Genomic DNA, 23,704 nt, shown 5'->3' with positions numbered 1-23,704 from the left:
TTATTCAGCGAGGTCGTGCACCGAGGCCACCGCTCCGCGGGAGACGGCCGCGAAGGCGCCCTCGGCCAACGTGACCGTGAGCTCGGCGCCGTCGGGTGCCCCGGCCGGGCCGCGCACCACATGGCCGTCGGCGCCCTGCACGATCGCGTAGCCACGGTCGAGCGTCGCCTGCGGTGAGAGCGCCCGCAGGTGCCCGCGCAGCTCTGCGACCCGGTGCGTCTGCCGGTCGATCGTGCGCTCGACGAGTTCGGCGCCGCGCGCCACCCACCGGGTCAGGTCCTCTGCGCGTCGGTCGACGATCCACGAGGTCTCGGCCAGCGCCGGGCGTGAGCGCAGGTGACCGATGCGGTCGATCTCGCGGGAGAGGATCGCCTGCAGCCGCATGCCGAGCCGGGCGCGGGCCTGCTCGACCCGTACGAGCTCCTCGTTGACGTCGGGCACGACGCGCTTCGCGGCGTCGGTCGGGGTGGAGGCCCGCAGGTCGGCGACCTCGTCGAGGAGGGGCCGGTCGGCCTCGTGCCCGATCGCCGAGACGATGGGGGTGGAGGCGGAGGCCGCTGCGCGCACGACCCGCTCGTCGCTGAACCCGAGCAGGTTCTGGAAGTCGCCGCCGCCGCGGGCGATGATGATGACCTCGACCTCGGGGTCGGCGTCGAGCCGCTCGATCGCCGGTACGACCTCGGAGACCATGCGGTCGCCCTGCACCGCGGCGTGCACGACGCGGAAGTCGACGGCGGGCCACCGGAGCCGAGCGTTCCGGAGCACGTCCTTCTCGGCATCGCTGTCTTTGCCCGTGATGAGCCCGACGACGCCCGGCAGGAACGGCAGCCGTCGCTTGCGCGCCGCGTCGAACAGTCCCTCTGCCGCGAGCTGGGTGCGCAGGCGCTCGAGGCGCTCGAGCAGGTCGCCGAGGCCGACGTGCTTCAGCTCGAAGACCTGCATCGAGAGCGAACCGCCCTTGACCCACCAGTTGGGCTTCACGAGCGCGACGACCCGGTCGCCCTGCTTGAACTGCTCGTCGAACCGTGCCCGCACCGACGACCACACCTGGAATGAGAGCGTCGCCTCGGCGTCGAGGTCTTTGAGCTTGCCGTAGACGTTGCCGCCCGAGACCCCCCACTGGGTGATCTCGCCCTCGACCCACACCGTGCCGAGCCGGTCGATGTACTGCTTGAGCTTGCCCGAGAGGAGCCCGACCGGCCACGGGGTTTCACGCGTCGCCGGTGCATCCGTCATGTGTGGCCTCCCAGCCGTCTGCCCGCGTCAGCCGCGTAGGATGGGGACCGTGACGAGCACTACGGAAACCCCGCGAATCGGCCTTGGCATGCCCCGAGTTCCGGGCGTGCGCGGCCGGCTCAAGGATAACCCGGTCCCCGGACAGAAGCGGGTGCTCCTCGCGGCCCCGCGCGGCTACTGCGCCGGCGTCGATCGCGCCGTGATCGCGGTCGAGAAGGCCCTCGAGCACTACGGCGCCCCCGTGTACGTGCGCAAGCAGATCGTGCACAATATCCACGTCGTCACCGAGCTCGAGGCGCTGGGCGCGATCTTCGTCGAAGAGGTCGACGAGGTGCCCGAGGGCGCCAACATCGTCTTCAGCGCGCACGGCGTCTCGCCGGCCGTCGTGAACGCCGCCGCCGACCGCGGCCTGCACACAATCGACGCGACCTGCCCGCTCGTGACCAAGGTGCACCGCGAGGCCGTGCGCTTCGCGCGCGACGACTTCGAGATCCTGCTCATCGGCCACGAGGGCCACGAAGAGGTCGAGGGCACCGCGGGCGAGGCGCCCGATCACGTGACGATCGTCAACAGCCCCGACGACGTCGACAACATCGTGGTGCAAGACCCCGACAAGGTCGTGTGGCTCTCGCAGACCACGCTCTCGGTCGACGAGACGATGGAGACCGTGCGCCGACTCCGCGAGCGGTTCCCGAACCTGCAGGACCCGCCCTCCGACGACATCTGCTACGCGACCCAGAACCGCCAGGTCGCGATCAAGAAGGTCGCGCAAGACGCCGACCTCGTGATCGTCGTCGGCTCCGCCAACAGCTCGAACAGCGTGCGCCTCGTCGAGGTCGCGCTCGAGTACGGCGCCAAGGCCGCCTACCGGGTCGATTACGCGAGCGAGGTCAAGCAGGAGTGGCTCGACGGTGTCGAGACGGTCGGCGTGACGAGCGGGGCATCCGTGCCGGAGGAACTCGTGAAGGAGCTGCTCGACGCGCTCTCCGATGCCGGCTACGGCTCGGTCGCCGAGGTGAAGACGGCTGAGGAAGACCTGATGTTCTCGCTCCCGAAGGAGCTGCGCAAAGACCTCCAGGGCAAGACCGACGAGCGCGCGCTCGGCGGGCGGGGTCGCGCGCAGCGCTGATCGTCGTTCGTCGACCGGCCACCGGGTGCCGGTTTCCGATGCGCGAGCGAGCGGATGTCGCGGCACCGTGTTCCGCCGTCGGCGAACTTCGCGCCGTGGCGCCGATTTCTGACGCCTTCGGTGATGGAGTGAGCGCTCACTCCGCGTAATATCGCCCGCATGACCTCGAGTACCGAGCGCACGATGCGCGCGAAGCCGATGCCGGTCGAGGAGCGTCGAGCGGCGATCGCGCAGGCGACCCTGCCGCTGCTCGTGGCACACGGCCGCGACGTCACGACCCGGCAGATCGCCGATGCATCCGGGGTCGCCGAGGGCACGCTGTTCCGCGTGTTCGACGACAAGGAGGCGATCATCGACGCCGCCGTCGAGCACTTCCTCGACCCCGAGCCGTTCCGGGCGGCGCTGCGCAGCATCGACCCGTCGCTGCCCCTCGAGCTGAAGGTCGAGCTCGTGCTCGCCCGGTTCCTCGACCGATTCAGCGGCATCTTCGGCGTCTTCGCGGCCCTCGGCAATCGACCCCGACCGCCCGCGCAGAACCTCGAGATCATCACGGGCATCTTCGACGAGCTGCTCGCCCCCGACCTCGAGGCGCTGCGCGTGCCGCCCGCCCAGGTCTTCAAGTTCGTGCGCCTCGTGGCATTCTCGTCGGCGATGCCGCAGTTCGGCCCGACCATCGGGCTCGACACCGACGAGCTCGCGCACCTCATCGTCCACGGCATCGCGGCACCAACGGGCGCACCTGCGCCCGCAGCATCCGCTGCCGCAGCTGCCGACGCATTCGCCGAACCGAATCTCCAGACCGCCTCGACCAGCCCGACGGGAACCACTCCATGCTGATGAAACTGCTGCGCCGGCATCTCCGGCCGTACTGGGCGCTGCTCCTCGGCGTCATCGTGTTCCAGCTCGCGCAATCGATCGCCTCGCTGTACCTGCCGACGCTGAACGCCGACATCATCGACGACGGCGTCGCCACGGGCGATACCGCGTTCATCATCTCGACCGGCGGCGTGATGCTCGCCATCACGCTCGCCCAAGTCGCGTGCGCCATCGCGGCGGTCTACTTCGGCGCGAAGGCGGCGATGGCGTTCGGCCGCGACCTGCGCGTCGCCGTGTTCCGAAAGGTCGCCGACTTCTCGGAGCAGGAGGTCTCGCGCTTCGGCGCGCCGAGCCTCATCACGCGCTCGACGAACGACGTGCAGCAGGTGCAGATGCTCGTGCTCATGTCGTGCACGATCCTGGTGTCCGCGCCGATCCTCGCGATCGGCGGCGTCTACATGGCGCTCCGCGAAGACCTCGCGCTCTCGTGGATCATGGTGGTCGCCGTGCCCGTGCTGCTCGTCTCGGTCGGGCTCATCATCAGCCGCATGGTGCCCCTCTTCCAGTCGATGCAGAAGCGCATCGACGCGGTGAACCGGGTGCTCAGGGAGCAGCTCACCGGCATCCGGGTCATCCGCGCCTTCGTGCGCGAGGGCGTCGAGAGCGAACGCTTCGACGAGGCCAACGACGCGCTCACCGACACCGCGCTGAAGGCGGGCCGCCTCTTCGCGCTCGTCTTCCCGGTCGTGATGCTCGTGCTGAACGTGTCGAGCATCGCGGTGCTCTGGTTCGGCGCCTACCGCGTCGAAGACGGATCCATGCAGATCGGCTCGCTCACCGCCTTCCTCAGCTACCTCATCCAGATCCTGATGGCCGTCATGATGGCGACGATGATCGCGTTCCTGCTGCCCCGCGCCGCGGTCTCCGCCGGCCGCATCGGCGAGGTGCTCGAGACGTCGTCGAGCGTCGTCGATCCCGAACAGCCCGTCTTCGCGCTCACAGCACCCGGAACAGTTGAGTTCCGCGGCGTCGACTTCGCCTACCCCGGCGCAGAGGAGCCCGTGCTGCACGGGCTCGACTTCGTCGCCGAACCCGGTCAGGTCACCGCGATCATCGGTGCCACAGGCTCGGGCAAGACGACCATCGTCAACCTCGTCGCGCGGCTCTTCGACGCCACCGGCGGCTCCGTGCTCGTCGGCGGCGTCGACGTGCGCGAGCTCGACCCCGAGGTGCTCGGCGCCCAGCTCGCCCTCGTACCGCAGAAGCCGTACCTCTTCGCCGGCACCGTCGGCTCGACGCTGCGCTACGGCGACCCCGACGCGAGCGACGCCGAGCTCTGGAGCGTGCTCGAGACCGCCCAGGCGCGTGACTTCGTCGCCGCGATGCCGGGGCAGCTCGAGGCGCCGATCGCGCAGGGCGGCACGAACGTCTCAGGCGGGCAGCGCCAACGACTCTCGATCGCCAGGGCGCTCGCGAAACGACCGCCGATCTACCTCTTCGACGACTCGTTCTCGGCGCTCGACACGGCGACCGACGCCCGCCTCCGTGCGGCGCTGTCGCGCTCGGTGTCGGAGGCCACGATGATCGTCGTCGCCCAGCGCGTCGCCACGATCGTCGGGGCCGACAAGATCCTCGTCGTCGAGGACGGCCGGATCACGGCCCAGGGCACCCATGAGGAACTGCTCGCGAGCTCCGAGGCGTACGCCGAGATCGTCGAGAGCCAGCTGAGCGTGGAGGAGGCGGCATGAGCGCGTCGCAGGGACAGTCCAAGGAACCCGCCGACTCGCAGGAGGCCCCGGTGACCAATGAGGCCCCCGCGGCCCCGGCCCGACCGGTCGGCCCGCCCCGCCGCGGCCCGATGGGCGGCGGCCCGATGGGCGGCATGGGCATGCCCGCCGAGAAGTCGATGAACTTCTGGCCGTCGGCCAAGCGACTGCTCCGCCGGCTCAAGCCCGAGCGCGCGCTCGTGGTCGCCGTCGTGCTGCTCGGCGTCGTGAGCGTCGTCTTCTCGGTGCTCGGCCCGAAGATCCTCGGCGAGGCCACGAACATCATCTTCGAGGGCTTCCTCTCGTCGCAGATGCCGGCGGGCGCCACGCAGCAGCAGGTCGTCGACCAGCTGCGCGCCTCGGGCGACACCCAGCAGGCCGACATGGTGTCGTCGATGAGCCTCGTGCCCGGGCAGGGCATCGACTTCAGCGCGCTTGCGACCGTGCTGCTCTGGGTGCTCGCGCTCTACGTGCTCGCGTCGGTCTTCGGCTGGGCGCAGGGCTACGTGCTGAACGGCGTGACGCAGCGCACCGTCTACCGCCTGCGCCAGGAGGTCGAGGACAAGCTCCACCGCCTGCCCCTGTCGTACTTCGACAAGATGCAGCGCGGCGAGCTGCTCTCGCGCGTGACGAACGACATCGACAACGTCTCGCAGTCGCTGCAGCAGACGATGAGCCAGTTGCTGACGTCACTCCTGACGGTCATCGGCGTGCTCGTCATGATGTTCGTGATCTCGCCGCTCCTCGCCGCGATCGCGCTCGTCACGATCCCGCTCACGATCCTCATCACGACCGTCATCGCGAAGCGCTCGCAGAAGCTCTTCGTCGCGCAGTGGACCCACACCGGAACGCTCAACGCGCAGATCGAGGAGGCGTACTCAGGCCACGCCCTCGTGCGCGTCTTCGGCCGCCGCCGCGAGGTCGAGCGCGGTTTCGACGACAAGAACGACCAGCTCTACGAGGCGAGCTTCGGCGCGCAGTTCGTGAGCGGCATCATCATGCCCGCGATGATGTTCGTCGGCAACCTCGTCTACGTCGCGATCGCCGTCGTCGGCGGGCTCATGGTCGCCGCGGGCGGCATCAGCCTCGGCGACGTGCAGGCCTTCATCCAGTACTCGAGGCAGTTCACGCAGCCGCTCAGCCAGCTCGGCTCGATGGCGAACCTCCTGCAGTCGGGCGTCGCGAGCGCCGAGCGCGTGTTCGAACTGCTCGACGCCGACGAGCAGGTGCCCGACCCGGTCGAGCCCGAGGCCGCGGCCGATGCGGACGGCGCGGAGGGTGCGGCATCCGGCCGTCTCGTCTTCGACGACGTCTCGTTCAGCTACGACCCCGAGAAGCCGCTCATCGCCGACCTCTCGCTCACCGCGGAACCCGGGCAGTCGATCGCGATCGTCGGCCCGACCGGCGCGGGCAAGACGACGCTCGTGAACCTCATCATGCGGTTCTACGAGCTCGACTCCGGCCGCATCACCCTCGACGGCGTCGACATCACGCGGATGACCCGCGACGAGCTGCGCGGCCGCATGGGCATGGTGCTGCAGGACACCTGGCTGTTCACGGGCACGATCCGCGAGAACATCGCCTACGGGCGACCGGATGCCTCGGAGGACGAGATCCTCGAAGCGGCCCGCGCGACCTACGTCGACCGGTTCGTGCGAACGCTCCCCGACGGCTACGACACGGTGCTCGACGACGAGGCGTCGAACCTGTCGGCCGGTGAGAAGCAGCTCATCACGATCGCCCGCGCGTTCCTCGCCCAGCCCGCCGTCCTCATCCTCGACGAGGCGACGAGCTCGGTCGACACGCGCACCGAGCTGCTGCTGCAGCACGCGATGAACGCGCTGCGGAAAGACCGCACGAGCTTCGTGATCGCCCACCGGCTCTCGACGATCCGCGACGCCGACCTCATCCTCGTGATGGAGGACGGGCACATCGTCGAGCAGGGCGACCACGCGGAGCTGCTCGCCGCCGGCGGCGCCTACACGCGCCTCTACGAGGCGCAGTTCGCCGCCCCGGTCGACGCTGCGGCGCTCGTGGACCCCGAGGACGTCGGCGGCCCCGGCCCCTCCACGGGTGGCATGGAGGCGGTGCCGGAGGGCGCCGCGACCTGAGGCCCGCCGTCGAACGAAGAAGTCCGCCCTCCGGTGATCGGAGGGCGGACTTCGTTCGTTCGGTGCGGAGTTCCGGGTCGGGACCGACGGCGCCTACTGCGGGGCGGGCGTCAGGGACTGCATGAAGCCGGGATCGCTCGCGAACACGAGCATGCCGACGACGACCACCACGATGAAGGCCGCGACGCCCGCGACGAGCGGGATCCACCAGGCCAGGCGACCGGCGCGAAGCCGGGCGCGCGACCAGAGCAGCGCCCCGAACCACAGCACGAGCTGGAGGGCGATGCCGAGGAGGACGAACGTGGGAACAGCGGGACCGGGAACGAATTCGGCTGGTGCATCGATGCCGAGCATCGACGCCGAGAGCTTCGCCGACTCGAGCGCGGTCGTCGGCAGCTGGAAGATCGCCAGGCTGTTGTAGAGCGCGCCGAACACGCCGATGACGAGCAGCGCGATCGTCCACATGCGGTCGACCGGGTGCGCGCGGCCGGTACCGGACCGCTGGGCGTCCGCCGGTGCCGCGGGCGACACCGCAGCCGCTGCGGCGGCGTTCGCCTCAGCGGCGGCTGCGGCCGCGCGCTCATCGACGGGCGGCGTCCACGTCCACCCCTCGGGGGCGTACTCGCCGTACTGCGGACGAGGCCGCTCGTCGCGCGACGACGGCGCGGCGGGCGGGTTCGCCCCTCCGCGCGTCGACTCGGCGCCGCGCGACTCGGCGCCGCGCGACTCGGCGGCACCCGACTCGGCGGCACCCGACTCGTCGGGCGTTCGAGCGGCCTCGTGCTGCGACATCCGTGCCCTACGCGCTGATCGACTGCGCGGCGGAACCGAGCTGACGCGTCGACTCGCCGACGCGCACCGCCATGGCGGTCTCCGCGACCTTGCCCCACGCGCGCGGGTCGTACTGCTTCTTGTTGCCGACCGAACCGTCGACCTTCAGCACGCCGTCGTAGTTCTTCAGCATGTAGTCGGCGACGGCCCGCGTGTACGCGTACTGGGTGTCGGTGTCGATGTTCATCTTCACGACGCCGTTCGCGACGGCCTCGGCGATCTCAGCGTCGGTCGAGCCAGAGCCGCCGTGGAAGACGAGGTCGAGGGGCTTCGGGGCCGTGCCGTACTTGGCCTGCAGGCCGTCCTGGATCTCCTTCAGGAGCGCGGGGCGCAGCTTCACGTTGCCGGGCGCGTAGACGCCGTGCACGTTGCCGAACGTGAGGGCGGCCATGTAGCGGCCCTGCTCACCGAAGCCGAGCGCCTCGACGGTCGCGATCGCGTCGTCGAGCGTCGTGTAGAGCGCGTCGTTCGAGCCCTCGTGCTGCACACCGTCCTCTTCGCCGCCGACGACGCCGATCTCGACCTCGAGGATCGCGTTGATCGCCTTCATGCGGGGGAGGATCTCTTTGGCGATCTCGAGGTTCTCGGTGAGCGGCACGGCCGAGCCGTCCCACATGTGGGACTGGAAGATCGGGTTGCGGCCGGCCTTGACCTCGGCCTCGGAGGCCTCGATGAGCGGGAACACGAAGTCGGCGAGGGCCGGCTTCGGGCAGTGGTCGGTGTGCAGCGCGACCGTGATCGGGTAGTTCTTCGCGACCTCGTGGGCGAAGCGCGCGAACGCGAGCGCGCCGGTGGCGCGGGCCTTGACCGTGTGGCCGGCGAAGTAGTCGGCGCCGCCGGTGGTGACCTGGATGATGCCGTCGGAGCCAGCCTCGGTCAGGCCCTGCAGCACCGCGTTGAGCGTCTGCGAGGAGGAGACGTTGAAGGCCGGGAACGCGAAGCCCTTGGCCTTCGCGGTGTCCAGCATCTCGGCGTACTGCTCGGGGGTGGCGATGGGCATGGTGCTCCTTCGGACGACGGTGGGGTGTGGAGTCGAGTCTATCGACTAGCCGAGGGGTGCTCAGGTGTCGGATGCCGCGGCGCCCGCAGCACGGCAGGATGGACGCGTGCCGACCGACCAGACCGACCAGACCGACCAGCTCCGCCTCGCCGAACTCGGCCTCGTCGACGGCTTCCGCCGTGCCACGGCCCTCGCCGCGCTCGCCGCAACGCCGCTCGTCGGCTCAGGCGACGGCCACGCCGTCGACGCGCTCGCCGTGCAGGCGCTGCGGGCGGCGCTCGGCGAGCTCGACGTCGACGGGGTCGTCGTGGTCGGCGAAGGCGAGAAGGACGAGGCGCCGATGCTGTACGTCGGCGAGCGGTTCGGCCGCGGCGGCGGGCCCGCCGTCGATCTCGCCGTCGACCCGGTCGACGGCACCCGACTCGCTGCGGCGGGCGCACCGGGCGCCATGGCCGTGCTCGCTCTCGCGCCGCGCGGGACCCTGGCGGCACTCGGTTCGGCCCACTACCTCGAGAAGCACGTCACGTGGCTTCCGGATGCCCCGGCCGGCGCTTCCGTCGGCGAGCTCGTCGCACGCATCGCCGCGGCGCGCGGCGCTGCTCCGGCCGAGGTGCGGGTCGCCGTGCAGGAGCGGCCGAGGAACGAGGGGTTCGTCGACGAGGCGCGGGCGGCAGGGGCATCCGTCGAGCTCTTCGTGCACGGCGACGTCGAGCGGAGCCTCCGTGCCGCGGGTGGTCGCGCGGGACTCGACCTCGTGTCGGGCGTCGGTGGAGCCCCGGAGGGCGTGCTGACCGCGGCGGCGGTGCGGGCGCTCGGCGGGTCGATGTGGGCCCGGATGGCACCGCAGTCGACGAGCGAGCGGGAGCGGGTGATCGCCGACGGTCTCGACCTCGACCGCGTGTGGTCGCTCGGCGAGCTCTGCGGCGCCCCCGCCTGGGTGTTCCTGAGTGCCGTGACCGAGTGTGCACCCGGGGACACGGTGCTGCCAGGCGTGCGAACGGTGCCGGGCGACGGCGCCCGCGTGAGCACCTGGCACGCGGGGCCCGGCGTCGGGGCTGCGACCGGCGAGCTGCTGCTGGCGTGAACGCCGGCTTAAGAATGCACATTCTTTCATCGCCCTCGAGCTGAAAACCGGCGAGATCGACGGGCGTGCTGCATAGGCTGGAACCATCGTTCCAAGGCCGCCACGACTGGCCGGCCGCCCTAGCGTCCGGGAGGACCCTCGATGGTGAGCACCGATACGGCAAGCCTGTTCTTGCACCCCGACCGAAACATCGCGATCGAGCTCGTGCGTGCCACGGAGGCTGCGGCGATCCGCTCGTATCCGTGGATCGGCAAGGGCGACAAGCTCGGCGCCGACGGCGCCGCGGTCGACGCGATGCGCGCGTTCCTCGGCACGGTGGACTTCGAGGGCGTGGTCGTCATCGGTGAGGGCGAGAAGGACGCCGCGCCCATGCTCTTCAACGGCGAGCGCGTCGGCACGGGCCGCGGCCCCGCCTGCGACATCGCAGTCGACCCGATCGACGGCACCTCGCTCACGGCAGCCGGACGTCACAACGCGCTCTCGGTCATCGCCGTCTCCGACCGCGGCACCATGCTCGACGCCTCGTCGGTCTTCTACATGGACAAGATCGTCACGGATGCCTCGGGCATCGGCGTCGTCGACATCCGCCGGCCGATCGGCGAGAACCTGCGCGCGCTCGCCGCGGCGAAGGGCAAGGACGTCAGCGAGCTGCGTGTCGCCGTGCTGAACCGCGAACGCCACGAGCAGCTCATCGCCGACATCCGCGAGGCCGGCGCCGGCACCCGCCTGATGAGCGACGGCGACGTCGCCGGCGGCATCAACGCTGCTCGCTACGAGTCGCGCATCGACATGTGCGTCGGCATCGGCGGCAGCCCCGAGGGCATCACCACGGCGTGCGCGATCAAGGCGCTCGGCGGGTTCATGCAGGGCGTGCTCGCACCGAAGGACGACGCCGAGCGCGCGCGCGGCGAGGCCGCAGGACTCGACTGCGACCGGGTCTACGAACTCGACGACCTCGTGCGCGGCGACAACACCTTCTTCGTCGCAACGGGCGTGACCGACGGCGAGCTGCTCGACGGCGTGCGTCGCAAGGGCCCCGTCGTGCGCACCGAGTCGATCGTGCTCCGCGGCAAGTCGGGCACGATCCGCCGCATCGTGGCCGACCACCTCGTCGACAAGTGGCTCGTCGACGACGTGCTCTGACGCTCGTGCGCGGATGACCGTGTCGGCGGGCATTGCCATGATGGACGAGTGACCGCCGCCGCTCGACTCCCGCGCGCCCTCCGCCCATTCGGATCGGGCCAGTACCGCCTGCTCACGGCGGCGCTCGCTGCGTCGCTCCTGAGCGCCGGGGCCTGGATCGTGTCGGCCGTCTGGCAGGTCGTCGAACTCGGCGGCACGCCCGTCGACCTCTCGTTCGTCGCCGTCGGATCGAGTCTCGGGCTCGTGCTCGCGGTGCTCTTCGGCGGGGTCGCGGCCGACCGCATCCCGCAGCGGCGCATCCTGCTCACGGTCGAGGTCGTGCGGGGCATCGCGTTCTCGGTCGCCGCCGTGCTCGCCGCCTCCGGGCTGATCGAGGTGTGGCACCTCGCCGTGCTCTCGTTCGTGCTCGGGCTCGCCGACGGGTTCTTCTACCCGGCGTACTCGGCGTGGCTGCCCGCGATCCTGCCCGAGGGTCAGCTGCTCGCGGCCAACGGCATCGAGGGGGTGCTGCGGCCCTCCGTGATGAACGCCGCCGGCCCGGCGGTCGCGAGCGCCCTCATCGCCGTGCAGGGGCCCTGGCTCGCGTTCGCGGTGGTCGCGGGGCTGCAGGTCGTCGCGGCGGCCGTGCTGGGAGTCATGCGCACGACACCCGTGCGTCGCGTGCTCGACGGGCCGCCGGTGCATCCGGTTCGGCAGACCTTCATCGACCTGCGCGACGGGTTCTCGTACCTGCTGCGCACGAAGTGGCTGCTGGCGACGCTCGTCTTCTCGATCCTGCTGGTCTTCGTCATCATGGGCCCGATCGAGGTGCTGCTGCCGTTCGCCGTGAAAGACCAGACGGGCGGCGGCGCCGGCGCCTTCGCCCTTGCGCTCGCCGCCTTCGGCGTGGGCGGGGCGATCGGGTCGCTCGCCGTCGCCTCCATGCGACTGCCGCGGCGCTACCTGACGCTCATGATCCTGGCCTGGGGCTTCGGATGCCTCCCGCTCGCGATCATCGGCTATACCTCCTGGCTCTGGGTGATGGTCGTCGCGCTCTTCATCTGCGGGTTGCTCTTCTCGGGTGCCAGCGTCGTTTGGGGCACGTTGCTGCAACGCCGGGTGCCTCCCGCCATGCTCGGCCGGGTGTCGAGCCTCGACTTCTTCGTGTCGCTCGCCCTCATGCCGATCTCGATGGCGGTCGCCGGGCCCGTGGGGGAGTGGATCGGCATCGCTCCGGCCTTCCTCATCGCGGGTGTCGTGTCACCGCTGCTCGCGATCGGCACGCTGGCGATCGCACGCCTCGGCACAGACGAGCTGGCACATCCGCTCGACGCCATGGTCGATGCCGAGCCGGTGACCGGTGCCGGCGCGGCCGCCGGGTTCGAGTCGGGGCCTGCCGCGTAGCAGGCCCCGACCAGATCACTCTTGGCAGCTCGCGGCGTCGTAGGCGGCGCTCACGGCCGCCGTGACCGGCGCGCCGTCCTTCATCGCCTGCACCTGGACCTCGACGGTGCCGGCCGGCACCGAGACGGCGCGCGTCGTGAACACGTGCACCGCGTTCTTGCCCGGTTCGACCGCGGCGAAGGACTTGGTGCCGTACTCCGACGCGAGATCGATCGACACCGGCACCTGCTCGTCGTTGACGGCGCGAACCGTGACCATCGCCTTGCCCGCGATGCACCGCATTCCGGCGGTCGCCGTCACGTCGAGGGCGACCGGCTCGGGCAGGTCGATGACCCAGCCCTGGGCTGTCAGCCCGCCGAACACGTCTTCGGCGGTGCGGTCGCCGAAGGTCGGTGCGACCTCGCCGCCCGAGAGCGAGACGGTGATCGGCGCATCCGTCGTTCCGTAGCCCCAGAACGGCGTCGTCGAGTCGGCGCAGCTCGTGCCCGACGCCAGGTGCACGTTCGCGCCGGCGGCGAGCTCAGCGGTGCGGAACTGCTCGAGCGACGAGAAGGGGTGCTCTGCGCTGCCGTCGCCGGCGGTCGCTGCTGAGCAGTCGAGGTGCACCTCGTCGAGCTTGCCCGGGTCACTGGCCAGCTGATCGTAGAGCGCCAGCGTGGCGAGCGAGTACGGCGCACGGGCCTTGTCGATCGAGACCCGGAACTTCTGGGCCGTCACGGCGTTCGGCAGGGTGACGATGCGGCTGACGCCGATCGTGCCGGCCTTGGCCACCTCGACCCAGGCCCCGTCGACCTCGGCGTCGATCGAGAAGGCCTCGACGACCTGGCCGTGCTCGAGCACGCCTTCGCCGAGCGCGATGCGCCGCACGGACTTCGGCGAGCCGAGGTCGATCGTCACGTCGCCGGCGTCGGCCGTCGGGCTCAGCCACGACGAGCGCGTGTCGCCGTCGGTCAGCGCAGCGGATGCCTCGCCGGCACCGACCGCCACCGGGACACCGAGCGCGTGGTCCTTCGAGAACGCCTTCCGTCGCTCGGCGGCGAAGCCGTCGAGTGCGGCGACCGAGGCGGGAGCGAACGAACCGGCAGTGGTGGGCGGGGTGTTCAGCAGCATCACGGAGTTGCGGCCAGTGGTGCCGAGGTAGTGGCCGAGCAGCGTCGACGGCGACTTGGGAGTGTCGGTCGGATGCGCGAACCAGCCCTGCGTCAACTTCATGTCGGCCTCCGTGGGCCACCAGTGCAGGGCGTTCGCCCCACTCGCGGCGGCGGCCTGAAGGGCAGCCGCCGAGCCGACCTGTTCGAACGTTCCGCCGTCGACGGCACCGATCTTGCCGCCGTCACCCGCATCGCTGATCGGGACGGGGCCCCATTCGTCCTGCCGGGCCACGCCGGACTCGTTGCCGACCCAGCGCACATCCCGGCCGCCGACGGCGACCACGGCCCCGGGCTGGAGCTTCGAGATGAGGTCGTAGAACGCCGGGTAGTCGTAGAACTCCTGCTTGCCGGTGTTGCCGTTCGACCCGTCGAACCAGACCTCGTCGACCTGGCCGTACTCGGTGAGGATCTCGTAGAGCGTGTTGAGGAAGTAGGCGCCGTAGTCGGTGGCCGAGTACTCGAACGTCTGCAGCTCGCTGCCAGCGCGGTCATCGCCCTCGACGAGGGTCGGGATCGTGCGCGGGGTCTTCGCGCTGCCGTTGCCGAACACGCCGAACTGCTCTTCGTGCGAGTCGGCCGGTGACATGTAGAGGCCCACCTTCATGCCGTACTTGCGCGCGGCGTCCGTGAACTCTCGCACGATGTCGCCGTCCCCGTTCTTCCAGGGCGTCGCCCCCACGTCGTAGTCGGTATAGCGCGAGGGGTAGAGCAGGAAGCCGTCGTGGTGCTTGAGCGTCAGGATCGCCATGCGGTGGCCGCTGTCCCGCAGCGACCTCACCCAGGCGTCGACATCGATCTCCCCGGTGGGCTGGAAGCGTGAGAGGTCTTCGGTGCCGTGGCCCCATTCCTGGTTGTAGAACGTGTTGATGCCGAAGTGGATGAACGCGGTGAGTCCGAGCTCCTGCCACGCGAGCTGCTGCTCGGTGGGGCGCACGAGCGCCGCCTTCGCGAGCAGGTTCGCGGGGCAGTCGGCCGACGTCACCTGGATGTAGTTGGCCGGAGAGAGGTCTCCGAGCGGCTCGCACGGCATCGGCACGTCGAGCTCCTGGTAGCGGAACGCCGAGCCGTCGAAGGCGCCGTCGAGGAGTGCGAACCGCGCTCGGTCGATGCTGCCCTTGAATCCGCGGTTGCCGATCGCCGGCACCTCATTGCCGAGCGCGAGCGTCGTGGTCGTCGCCTGGTTGCGGGTGGCTGGTGCGGCGCCGACCACTTCGGGCAGTTCCTTGCCATCGAGCCACGCCACGACCTTCGTCTCGGAGGCACTGGGCACGTAGGCGAGCGAGAGCACGTGCGGCTGGCCGCCGGCCGGCAGGGCCACCTTGCTCAGGTAGTCGTGCCAGGTGCCGTTGATCAGGGCACTGAACCCGTACTGGAGGCCATCCGAACGGTACCGGGCGGTGAAGTTGCCGCCGACGGCGGCGATCGTGCCGAGGTCGACCTGCGTGCCCGAGGCGGTGAACTCCGTCTCGATCACGAAGGCGCGGTCGAGGGATGCCCCGGTGAACAGGTTCTCGGTCGCCGTGAAGTCCGCGGCCTGGTTGCCGCCGCCGAGGTTCAGTCGGCTGTCTGCGATGCTCGCGGTGCCGCGAAGGGCGAGGGCTCCATCGAGCCGTTCGCCCGCCGCGGGGGTGTATGCGGAGGCGGCCGTCGTGCCGTTGAACTGCACGTCGAGCAGGCTCGTCGTGATCTGCGCGGGCTGGAACTCGAAGAGCTGGGGGTCGTATGCCGCGAGGTCTCCGACGACGCGCACCCTGGACAGGTCGCCCTTCAGGCCGCGAGCCGCTCCCGAGAGGTGCACTTCGTGACCGAACCCGAACGCGTTCACCGCCGAGGCGCTCACGCCGACCGGGGCATCGGCGGTGACGGTCGTGAGCTCCTCGCCGTCGAGCCAGACGTGCATCTGCGCGCCGTCGCCCTGCAGGTACTGGATCGACAACTGGTGCGCCACGCCGGCCGCAGGCAGGGGAGCGTCCGTGCGATGCGATGACCAGCTCGTACCGTCGTGCGACTCGAATCCGTAGACCAGCTTGCCGCCCTGCACGCGAGCGAAGAGGTTGCCCGCCGCTGAGAAGATCGTCGCCAGGTCCGTCTGGACGCCGGTGGGCGTGAATTCGACTTCAGCGAGGAATCCGCTCGTCGGCGTCACCCCTCCGATCGCGAACTCGGATGCCTCGAAGCGGATGCCCTGCGTACCGCCGGCGAGGCGCACCCCACCGCCCGGCAACTGTTCCTCGCCGCCGGCGGTGCGGCGGACGACGCCGCGCATCGATTCGCCCTCGGTCGTGGTGTAGGCCGTCGTGCCCACGAGCGATCCGCCGAAGCGGATGTCGAGGTCATCGCTCGTGGCCGCTGCCGCGAGACTCGCCGGTGCGATGCCGACGGCGATCGTGCCGACCGCCGCGACGATCGCGAGGAGTCGTCTCGATCGCCGCTTGGAAGTAGGGATCGGCCGTGGCGGCAGGGTCGCTCGTCGCATGATCAACGTCACTCCATCGGTTCGTTGTGGCAGCGTGGCTGCAGTTGTCGGCAGCGTATTGGATATTCGATCTTCGTACAACCATCTAAAGAAAGTCGCGACGAGATGCACTGAGCGCGGCTGGATGATCGCGAACGCCGCTCGTGTTTCGAAGGGGTCGACGTCGGCACTTCCTCGTGCAAGTCTGGGCGACGAGGCGCCCGCGCACGAGTGGCGCACACCGGTGAGAGGGATCAACGATGGTCACGATTCGAGATGCGTTTCCGGGGTTCAGTGTCGACGACGTCGACGCGGCTCGAGAGTTCTACGGCACGAGACTCGGGCTGCCGGTGGCAGACGAACCCGGCGCCGGAGCCCTACGCGTCACATTGCCGTCGGGACAGGGTGTCTTCATCTACCCGAAGCCGAATCACGAACCGGCGAGCTTCACGATCCTGAACCTCGTGGTCGACGACATCGATCGCGCGGTCGAAGAACTGAACGCAGCAGGCGTGGTGACGAAGATCTACACGGCCCCTGATGACTTCGGCACCGACGAGCGCGGCATCGCCCGCGGATCGGAGACGGGGCAGGGACCCGACATCGCCTGGTTCACCGACCCCGCCGGCAACGTCATCAGCGTGCTCACCGCCTGAGCGGTTCGGGAGCCAGGCCAGCGACTCAGATCGAGCGGATCTCGGGGTCGATGTCCGCGACGAAGCTGAGGTCGTCGGCCTCGATCTCCAGTTCGATATCGCCTGCCGTCGCTTCGGGTGCGGTCGCGGGTTCGAGCGTCGTGAGTTCGGCGGGCTCGGTCGCGAGGGTCGAGGTGAACTCGTAGGCCGTGAGCTCGCGGGGGCTCTCGTCGATGCCTTCGAGCTGTGCGAGCACCTTGGTCTCGTCGAGCGCCTTGAGCTTTCGTGCGGTGGGCATGACCCGCGTCTCGAGCGAGCCGACGAAGGAGTTGTAGTCCTTGACGGTGCGCTCGATCGTGCGGCCGAGCTTCTCGATCTGGCCGGCGGTCACGGACAGCCGGGTGTAGAGCTCACGGCTGAGGTCGAAGAGCGTCTTGGCCTCCTTGGTCAGCACGTCTTGCTGCCAACTGAAGGCAACGGTCTTCAGCACCGACCACAGCGTGACGGGCGAGGCGAGCGCGACGCGCTTCGAGAAGGCGTAGTCGAGCAGGGCGGGGTCGGTCTCGAGAGCGCTCGAGACCAGCGACTCGCTCGGGATGAAGGCGATGACCATCTCGGGTGAGGCGCCGAGCCCCGCCCAATAGGTCTTGCCGCCGAGGGCCGTGATGTGGTCGCGAACCGCCTTGACATGCTGCTTCATGAGCGACTCGCGGCGTGCGGCCTCGGCGCCCGTGGCCGTGAGGGGGATCTGGCTGGCTTCGAGGTAGGCGTTGAAGGGAACCTTGGCATCGACGGCGATGTTCTTGCCGCCCGGCAGGTGGATCACCATGTCGGGGCGACCCGCCCCGGAGTCCGTCGTGATCGAGTGCTGGGTGTCGAAGTCGACGCGTTCGAGGAGACCCGCCGCCTCGACGACGCTCTTCAGCTGCGTCTCGCCCCAGACGCCACGCGTGCTGTTGGAGCGGAGGGCGGAAGCGAGCGTCTCGGCGGTGGAGCGCAGGCGCTCTTCATTCTCGGCCGCGATCTTGAGCTGCTGGCTCAGCTCACCGTGCTGCTGGTGGCGCTGCGCCTCGAGCTCGGTGACCTTGGCCTGCATCTCGGTGATGGTCTGCTTGACGGGCGCGAGCGCCGTCAGCACCTTGCTGTCGGCGGCCTCGCGAGCCTCGCGCTGCTGCTGCTCGGACCGCTGGCGCTCGACGATCTCACGGTACTGAGTGCGCGCCGACTCGATCTGCTCGCGCAGGCCCACGGTCGTCGCCTGGGCCGCCGCGATCTCGGCGCGGAGTCGGGCCTGCACCTGCTGCTCCTCGGAGCGGATTCGCGCCTGCTCGGCGGAGTTGTCAGCCTGCAGCGCCGCGATCGCCGCCTGATGCCGCGCCTCGACCAGCGCGGGGTCTTCGACCGGGTTCGCGTCGGACGGGGCCTCGGCAGCGCGCCTGGAAGCGAGGAACCAGGTCGCGAGCGCACCCAGCGCGATGCCCACCACGAGGCCGATCACGAGCAGCAGAATCTCCATGCCCACAGTGTCGCAGTGGCCGCAGACATCGGCCGGTTGCGAGCCCGGCGGGCCGTTACTGCAGGGCCATCGGGCCGTGCGCTGCACGGTCGTCGCGTGTGGCGACGGGCCCGATCGCACCGATCTTCACCCGAGTGATGTGCGCGAGCCGGTCGAGGTCGTCGACCTCGTGGCGCGCCGCGGCGTGCACGACGATCGCGGCGCACGCCTCGGCGTCGGCGAGCGCGTCGTGGTGCGAGAAGCCCTCGAAGCCCGCGGCCATCGCCGCGACCGGCAATCGGTACGAGTCGAGGTGGTAGGTGCGACGGGCCACCTGCAGGCTGCAGAGGTAGCGGAAATCGGGCACGTCGAGACCGAGCGCCGTCGAGGTCTTGGCGATGACGCCCATGTCGAAGCCCGCGTTGTGCGCGACGAGCATGTCGTCGCCGGCGAACTCGCGGAGGCGGGGCAGATGCACCCGCCAGTCGTCGGCGTTCGCCACCATGTCGGGAGTGATGCCGTGGATGCGCACGTTCCACTCCGAGAACTCGTTGTGCGGGAACGGCGGACGGATGTACCGGTGCTCGCGCTCGACGACCCGGCCGTCCCTCACCTTCACGAGGCCCACCGAACAGGCGGAGGCGCCAGAGGAGTTGGCGGTTTCGAAGTCGATCGCGGTGAAGTCCACTGGCACACAGGCATCGTCGCATGCCGCGCCGACACCGCCCGTCGCCCGCGCCGCGAACGCCGAGGTTGACGGATGCCCCGGGCTGGGCGTGGAATGGCGGTGGCCGGCGCCCGTTCGTGCGGCGGGGGAAAACGTGCCACGTGAGGAAGAGGATCGCGATGAACGAACGACCCGAGGCGGCGGAGCCCCGCGAGCACGGCCTGGTCGCCGATCCCTCCGACCCCGCGACGCAGGTCAATGCGCGCTCGTTCGGCGCCGCGGCATCCGTCTACCATCAGGCCCGGCCCGGGTACCCGGCCGAGGCGATCGCCTGGCTCATCGGCGACGCGACCCGCGTGCTCGACCTCGGCGCGGGCACCGGCAAGCTCACCGAGGCGCTCGTCGCCCTCGATCGCGAGGTCATCGCGGTCGACCCCGTCGAGGAGATGCTCGAGGAGCTCGAGGTCGCCGTGCCCGGCGTGCCGCGAATCCTCGGCACGGCCGAGGACATCCCGATCGAAGACGACGCCGTCGACGCCGTCGTCGCCGGCCAGGCGTGGCACTGGTTCCAGCCCGATCGCGCGATCCCCGAGATCGCGCGGGTGCTCCGGCCGCATGGCATCCTCGGGCTCGTCTGGAACAGCCGCGACACCCGCGTCGACTGGCTCCGGCAGGCAGGGGAGATCATGCACGAACGGCACGACGCGAGCGCAACGTTCGAGAGCTACGTGAACGTCGGGCCCCCGTTCGGCGAGATCGTCGAGCACACGGTGGAGTGGGGTGCACGGATGTCCCGTGAGGCGTTCCTCGACCTCGTGCGGTCGCGCAGCTACTTCATCACCTCGACGCCCGACGAGCAGCGGGCGACGATCGGCGCGCTCGAGACCCTCCTCGCGACCCACCCCGACCTCGCAGGCGCCGAGGAACTCGTCGTGCCGTACGTGACCCGCTGCTTCCGCACGGTGCTCGCCGACTGAACGGGGCGTGCCCGTATCCTGACCTGATGCATCGCGGACGGGCGTACCTGGCACTCGCGCTCGCCAACCTCTTCTGGGCGGGCAACTACGTCTTCGGCGAGATGGTCACAACCGAGATCACGCCGATCTCGCTCACCTTCTGGCGCTGGGTGTTCGCCGCGATCCCGCTGCTCGTGCTCGCCTGGGCGATCGAGCGACCCGACTGGCGCGCGGCAACGCGCGAGTGGCCGCTGCACTTGCTGCAGTCCGCGCTCGGACTCACGGGCTACACGTTGTTCCTCTACAGCGCGCTGGGTCTCACCGGGGCGGTGAACGCCGCCGTCATCTCGGCGATCAACCCGGCGACGATCGCGCTCGCCGCGGCGATCTTCCTGCATCAGCGGCTGCACGGCCTGCAGATCGTCGGCCTCGTCGTCGCGTTCGCGGGGGTCACGCTCGTGCTCACGGGCGGCGACGTGCTGGCCGTGCTCGAGCAGGGTTTCCGCATCGGGGACCTGCTCGTCGTGGCATCCGTCATCGCCTGGACCGCGTACTCGATCGTCGCCCGCCGGCTCCGGACCCCGCCGATCACGGCCACCGCCGTGCAGGCCGTACTCGCGGTGGCGACCATGCTGCCCTTCGTCACCGTCATCGGCGTCACCTTGCCGACCACGGCCGGCGGAATCGCGGGCCTCGCCTACATCGTGATCTTCCCGTCGATGCTCGGCTACGCGCTCTGGAACCTCGGCTCTGGCGCGGTCGGCCCAGCCCGCGCCGGCATCTTCCTGAACCTGCTGCCGGTGTTCACGGTGCTGATCGCCCTGGCGTTCGGGCAGTCGCTCGAGCCGATCGCGATGGCGGGCGGCGCGCTCGTGCTGCTCGGCGTGTACCTGACGCTCAGAATCGGGCGGGCGAAGCGAGCGGATGCCTCGACCGACCTGCCGGTACGATAGACCCCCGTGGCTCTCACTATCGGTATCGTCGGTCTGCCCAATGTCGGCAAGTCCACCCTCTTCAACGCCCTCACCAAGAACCAGGTGCTCGCGGCGAACTACCCGTTCGCGACGATCGAGCCCAACGTGGGCGTGGTGAACCTGCCCGATCCGCGGCTCGAGACGCTCGCCGGCATCTTCGGCTCCGAGCGCATCCTCCCCGCAGCCGTGTCGTTCGTCGACATCGCCGGCATCGTGCGTGGCGCGTCCGAAGGCGAGGGCCTCGGCAACAAGTTCCTCGCCAACATCCGCGAGGCCGACGCGATCGCGCAGGTCGTGCGCGGCTTCGAGGACTCCGACGTCGTGCACGTCGAGGGCGCCGTCGACCCCAAGGCCGACATGGAGACGATCAACACCGAGCTGATCCTCGCCGACCTCGAGACCCTCGAACGCGCCATCCCGCGCTTCGAGAAGGAGATCAAGGGCAAGAAGCTCGACCCGTCGGTGCTCGAGGCCGCGAAGGCCGCTCTCGACGTGCTGCAACGGGGCACGCCGCTCTCAGCGGCATCCGTCGACCTCGCTCCCGTGAAGGAGCTCGGCCTGCTGACCGCGAAGCCCTTCATCTACGTCTTCAACGTCGACGAGTCCGTGCTGACGGACGAGGCGAAGAAGGCCGAGCTCGCTGCGCTCGTCGCGCCGGCAGAGGCCGTCTTCCTCGACGCGAAGATCGAGTCCGAACTCATCGACCTCGACCCCGCGGATGCCGCGGAACTGCTGGCCTCGACCGGCCAGGAGGAGTCCGGTCTCGACCAGCTCGCCCGCATCGGCTTCGACACGCTCGGGCTCCAGACCTACCTCACGGCAGGCCCCAAGGAGTCGCGCGCGTGGACGATCCACAAGGGCGACAAGGCACCCCAGGCCGCCGGCGTGATCCACACCGACTTCGAGCGCGGCTTCATCAAGGCCGAGGTCATCTCCTTCGCCGACCTCGTCGAGACCGGCTCGGTCGCCGAAGCCCGCGCCAAGGGCAAGGCCCGCATGGAGGGCAAGGACTACGTCATGCAGGACGGCGACGTCGTGGAGTTCCGCTTCAACGTGTGACCCTGCGCCGCCCGCGCCCCACCCGTACACTGCGAAGTGCGAATGTCGGGCCGAGGACGCCCTCGGCAGGATTCCGCCGTTCGCACGGGGGAGGGGGCACGCCATGCGTCGCACGCAGCGGAGGTGGGCCGTCGCGATCGCCGCGGCCGTCATCATCGGGTTCGGATCCAGTCCGGCATGGGCGGGAGAAGTGGTGGGGCCGCAGGGCGATCCGCCTGCGACGACCGAGCCTCTGCCCACGTCGGGCGCACCGAGTCCTGAAGAGCCCGACGAGGAGACGCCGGCACCCGAGGAACCGTCACCCGGTGACGCGAGCCCCGCCCCGGTGGCACCCACACCGACGCCGACCGACGAGCCGGAGTCGTCCACTCCTGCACCGGCCGCGCCCGACGACGCTCCGCAAGCGCTCAGTCCGTTCGCGCTGACGTCGGTCACCCCGTTCGGTCCAGGCGTGCACCGGCTCGCGGGCGCCGACCGATTCTCCACGTCGGTCGCGATCTCGCAGCGGTTCGCCTCGAACGTGCCGGTGGTGTACGTGGCGACCGGGGCCGACTTCCCCGACGCGTTGAGCGCCGCAGCCCCAGCGGCGCATCTCGGCGGGCCGTTGCTGCTGACGCACAGCGACAGCCTTCCGGCCGTGGTGCGAGACGAGGTAGTGCGACTCGCACCCGACCGGATCGTCGTCGTCGGCGGTGAGGCCGTCATCGGTGCTGGTGTCTACGACGAACTCGCGATGCTGGCGCCGACGATCATCCGGCTCGGGGGTGCCGACCGCTACGAGAGCGGCGAGTTGCTGATCGCCGATTCGTTCACCGCTGCCGCGGAGGCATTCATCGCGACCGGGAACAACTTCCCCGACGCGCTCGCCGCCTCAGCGGCGGCAGGCTCGCTCGGTGCGCCGGTCTTCCTCGTCGATGGTGAATCGGTGCGCCCGAGCACGATCGCGGCCCTGTACGAGTTGGGCGTCCGGACGATCCGCATCGCTGGCGGATCGAGCGCCGTCAGCGTGGAGATCGCCCAGCAGTTGACGGGGGGCGGGTTCACCGTGCTTCGGCACGAGGGTGCTGATCGATACCTCACGGCCGTGGCGATCAACGCGGCGGTGTTCGGTGCGAGTGCTCCAGTGAGTGCTGCCTTCATCGCGAACGGCGACGGCTTCGCCGACGCGCTGGCGGGTGCCGCCCTCGCCGGCGCGGTCGGTGGGCCGCTCTACGTCGCGCAGAAGTGGTGCGTGCCGCAGTCGGTCTCGACCGCGATCGGCGCGCTGGCGCCGACGGCACGCGTGCTGCTCGGTGGTCCGGCCGCCCTCAGTGATTCCGTGGCACGTGATGCCGTCTGCGCAGCGTGGATGAAGCCGGCCAGTGGACGGATCACCGACGTCTTCGGCCCGCGCGAGCCCATCTGCACTGCGGGCGGATGCACGCAGTCCTTCCACCGGGGTGTCGACCTCGGTACCGGATGCAACGCGCCGATCTATGCGGCGGCCGGGGGCCGGGTCGTCAGCGCCGGCTGGCTCGGGACCTACGGCAACTGGGTGAAGATCGACCACGGCGCATACACGCACACCGGGTATGCGCATATCGCCAACGGGGGCATCCTCGTGAGCGTCGGCGAATGGGTGCTCCCAGGCCAGCAGATCGCATGGTCCGGCGCGACCGGCGCGGCCACCGGATGCCATCTCCACTTCGAGGTGTACGAGAACGGCACGCAGGTCGATCCCGTCCCGTTCATGCTGGACCGCGGCATCCGATTGGGCTGAGCCCTTGCCGCTTCACCGTGTGACCCTGCGACGCCCGCGGTACTGTTGGCCGGC

The 23,704-nt window shown here is 70.0% G+C and carries 18 protein-coding genes; 12 read left to right on the top strand and 6 right to left on the bottom strand.

What is annotated here, in order from left to right; translation table 11 throughout:
* Entirely contained in the window at positions 1-1,236 is a 1,236-nt protein-coding gene (gene xseA, locus ESP57_RS17765; protein WP_129232425.1) for an exodeoxyribonuclease VII large subunit, read from the bottom strand.
* An 88-nt stretch (positions 1,237-1,324) separates the two neighbouring features.
* Here xseA and ESP57_RS17760 point away from each other — a divergent pair, with 88 nt between their 5' ends.
* From ESP57_RS17760 to ESP57_RS17745, 4 genes are all read left to right on the top strand, one after another.
* On the top strand, positions 1,325-2,365 hold the full coding sequence (locus ESP57_RS17760; RefSeq protein ID WP_129232514.1) for a 4-hydroxy-3-methylbut-2-enyl diphosphate reductase: 1,041 nt from the start codon (positions 1,325-1,327) through the stop codon (positions 2,363-2,365).
* Between the two features lie 159 nt (positions 2,366-2,524).
* The gene (locus ESP57_RS17755) at positions 2,525-3,202 is read left to right on the top strand and encodes a TetR/AcrR family transcriptional regulator (protein ID WP_129232424.1); all 678 of its coding nucleotides are present in this window, start codon (positions 2,525-2,527) and stop codon (positions 3,200-3,202) included.
* Positions 3,196-4,929: an ABC transporter ATP-binding protein gene (locus ESP57_RS17750; RefSeq protein WP_129232423.1), complete on the top strand. Its 1,734-nt coding sequence runs from the start codon at positions 3,196-3,198 to the stop codon at positions 4,927-4,929. Before ESP57_RS17755 ends, ESP57_RS17750 begins: the two co-directional genes overlap by 7 nt.
* Entirely contained in the window at positions 4,926-7,058 is a 2,133-nt protein-coding gene (locus ESP57_RS17745; RefSeq protein WP_424220209.1) for an ABC transporter ATP-binding protein, read from the top strand. The genes ESP57_RS17750 and ESP57_RS17745 overlap by 4 nt, the downstream gene beginning before the upstream one ends.
* Before the next feature lie 93 nt (positions 7,059-7,151).
* Here ESP57_RS17745 and ESP57_RS17740 read toward each other — a convergent pair whose 3' ends face one another.
* Complete coding sequence (locus tag ESP57_RS17740) at positions 7,152-7,850, bottom strand: DUF6264 family protein (protein WP_129232422.1); 699 nt, start codon at positions 7,848-7,850, stop codon at positions 7,152-7,154.
* Between the two features lie 7 nt (positions 7,851-7,857).
* A complete protein-coding gene (fbaA, locus tag ESP57_RS17735) occupies positions 7,858-8,889 on the bottom strand; it encodes a class II fructose-bisphosphate aldolase (RefSeq protein ID WP_056014640.1) in 1,032 nt (343 codons plus the stop codon).
* A gap of 106 nt (positions 8,890-8,995) precedes the next feature.
* On the opposite strand from fbaA, the gene ESP57_RS17730 reads away from it, so the two are divergent.
* From ESP57_RS17730 to ESP57_RS17720, 3 genes are all read left to right on the top strand, one after another.
* Positions 8,996-9,973, top strand: coding sequence for a fructose-bisphosphatase class II (locus ESP57_RS17730; protein WP_165877513.1), 978 nt, complete (start codon positions 8,996-8,998; stop codon positions 9,971-9,973).
* Between the two features lie 141 nt (positions 9,974-10,114).
* A complete protein-coding gene (gene glpX, locus ESP57_RS17725; RefSeq protein WP_129232420.1) occupies positions 10,115-11,116 on the top strand; it encodes a class II fructose-bisphosphatase in 1,002 nt (333 codons plus the stop codon).
* Between the two features lie 48 nt (positions 11,117-11,164).
* Positions 11,165-12,499 (top strand): MFS transporter, encoded by a 1,335-nt coding sequence (locus tag ESP57_RS17720; RefSeq protein ID WP_129232419.1) that lies wholly within the window; start codon positions 11,165-11,167, stop codon positions 12,497-12,499.
* A gap of 15 nt (positions 12,500-12,514) precedes the next feature.
* Here ESP57_RS17720 and ESP57_RS17715 read toward each other — a convergent pair whose 3' ends face one another.
* Entirely contained in the window at positions 12,515-16,126 is a 3,612-nt protein-coding gene (locus tag ESP57_RS17715) for an alpha-L-fucosidase (protein WP_129232418.1), read from the bottom strand.
* 239 nt (positions 16,127-16,365) lie between these two features.
* Between ESP57_RS17715 and ESP57_RS17710 the strand changes: the two genes are divergently transcribed.
* The gene (locus tag ESP57_RS17710) at positions 16,366-16,761 is read left to right on the top strand and encodes a VOC family protein (protein WP_115961931.1); all 396 of its coding nucleotides are present in this window, start codon (positions 16,366-16,368) and stop codon (positions 16,759-16,761) included.
* 25 nt (positions 16,762-16,786) lie between these two features.
* On the opposite strand, the gene ESP57_RS17705 is transcribed toward ESP57_RS17710, so the two are convergent.
* The gene (locus ESP57_RS17705) at positions 16,787-18,256 is read right to left on the bottom strand and encodes a DNA recombination protein RmuC (protein WP_115961934.1); all 1,470 of its coding nucleotides are present in this window, start codon (positions 18,254-18,256) and stop codon (positions 16,787-16,789) included.
* Between the two features lie 55 nt (positions 18,257-18,311).
* A complete protein-coding gene (locus ESP57_RS17700) occupies positions 18,312-18,929 on the bottom strand; it encodes a 3'-5' exonuclease (RefSeq protein WP_115961937.1) in 618 nt (205 codons plus the stop codon).
* 152 nt (positions 18,930-19,081) lie between these two features.
* Between ESP57_RS17700 and ESP57_RS17695 the strand changes: the two genes are divergently transcribed.
* The 4 genes from ESP57_RS17695 (at position 19,082) to ESP57_RS17680 (ending at position 23,650) form a co-directional block, all read left to right on the top strand.
* The gene (locus ESP57_RS17695) at positions 19,082-19,879 is read left to right on the top strand and encodes a class I SAM-dependent methyltransferase (protein ID WP_129232417.1); all 798 of its coding nucleotides are present in this window, start codon (positions 19,082-19,084) and stop codon (positions 19,877-19,879) included.
* A gap of 26 nt (positions 19,880-19,905) precedes the next feature.
* The gene (locus ESP57_RS17690; protein ID WP_129232416.1) at positions 19,906-20,811 is read left to right on the top strand and encodes a DMT family transporter; all 906 of its coding nucleotides are present in this window, start codon (positions 19,906-19,908) and stop codon (positions 20,809-20,811) included.
* 6 nt (positions 20,812-20,817) lie between these two features.
* Complete coding sequence (gene ychF / locus ESP57_RS17685; RefSeq protein WP_129232415.1) at positions 20,818-21,891, top strand: redox-regulated ATPase YchF; 1,074 nt, start codon at positions 20,818-20,820, stop codon at positions 21,889-21,891.
* Positions 21,892-21,994: 103 nt separating this feature from the next.
* On the top strand, positions 21,995-23,650 hold the full coding sequence (locus ESP57_RS17680; protein ID WP_129232414.1) for a cell wall-binding repeat-containing protein: 1,656 nt from the start codon (positions 21,995-21,997) through the stop codon (positions 23,648-23,650).
* The last annotated feature ends 54 nt before the right edge of the window (positions 23,651-23,704 follow it).

Source organism: Agromyces fucosus, from assembly GCF_004134865.1.
Lineage (GTDB): Bacteria > Actinomycetota > Actinomycetes > Actinomycetales > Microbacteriaceae > Agromyces > Agromyces fucosus.
Note: the sequence above shows the minus strand (reverse complement) of the source record. Positions and strands in the feature narration are given on the sequence as shown.

Bases quoted from the DNA above. Each gene is read 5' to 3' on its own strand.
- xseA (WP_129232425.1), bottom strand. From the start codon at position 1,236: ATGACGGATGCACCGGCGACGCGTGAAACCCCGTGGCCGGTCGGGCTC.
- ESP57_RS17760 (WP_129232514.1), top strand. From the start codon at position 1,325: ATGCCCCGAGTTCCGGGCGTGCGCGGCCGGCTCAAGGATAACCCGGTC.
- ESP57_RS17755 (WP_129232424.1), top strand. From the start codon at position 2,525: ATGACCTCGAGTACCGAGCGCACGATGCGCGCGAAGCCGATGCCGGTC.
- ESP57_RS17750 (WP_129232423.1), top strand. From the start codon at position 3,196: ATGCTGATGAAACTGCTGCGCCGGCATCTCCGGCCGTACTGGGCGCTG.
- ESP57_RS17745 (WP_424220209.1), top strand. From the start codon at position 4,926: ATGAGCGCGTCGCAGGGACAGTCCAAGGAACCCGCCGACTCGCAGGAG.
- ESP57_RS17740 (WP_129232422.1), bottom strand. From the start codon at position 7,850: ATGTCGCAGCACGAGGCCGCTCGAACGCCCGACGAGTCGGGTGCCGCC.
- fbaA (WP_056014640.1), bottom strand. From the start codon at position 8,889: ATGCCCATCGCCACCCCCGAGCAGTACGCCGAGATGCTGGACACCGCG.
- glpX (WP_129232420.1), top strand. From the start codon at position 10,115: ATGGTGAGCACCGATACGGCAAGCCTGTTCTTGCACCCCGACCGAAAC.
- ESP57_RS17715 (WP_129232418.1), bottom strand. From the start codon at position 16,126: ATGCGACGAGCGACCCTGCCGCCACGGCCGATCCCTACTTCCAAGCGG.
- ESP57_RS17710 (WP_115961931.1), top strand. From the start codon at position 16,366: ATGGTCACGATTCGAGATGCGTTTCCGGGGTTCAGTGTCGACGACGTC.
- ESP57_RS17705 (WP_115961934.1), bottom strand. From the start codon at position 18,256: ATGGAGATTCTGCTGCTCGTGATCGGCCTCGTGGTGGGCATCGCGCTG.
- ESP57_RS17695 (WP_129232417.1), top strand. From the start codon at position 19,082: ATGAACGAACGACCCGAGGCGGCGGAGCCCCGCGAGCACGGCCTGGTC.
- ESP57_RS17690 (WP_129232416.1), top strand. From the start codon at position 19,906: ATGCATCGCGGACGGGCGTACCTGGCACTCGCGCTCGCCAACCTCTTC.
- ESP57_RS17680 (WP_129232414.1), top strand. From the start codon at position 21,995: ATGCGTCGCACGCAGCGGAGGTGGGCCGTCGCGATCGCCGCGGCCGTC.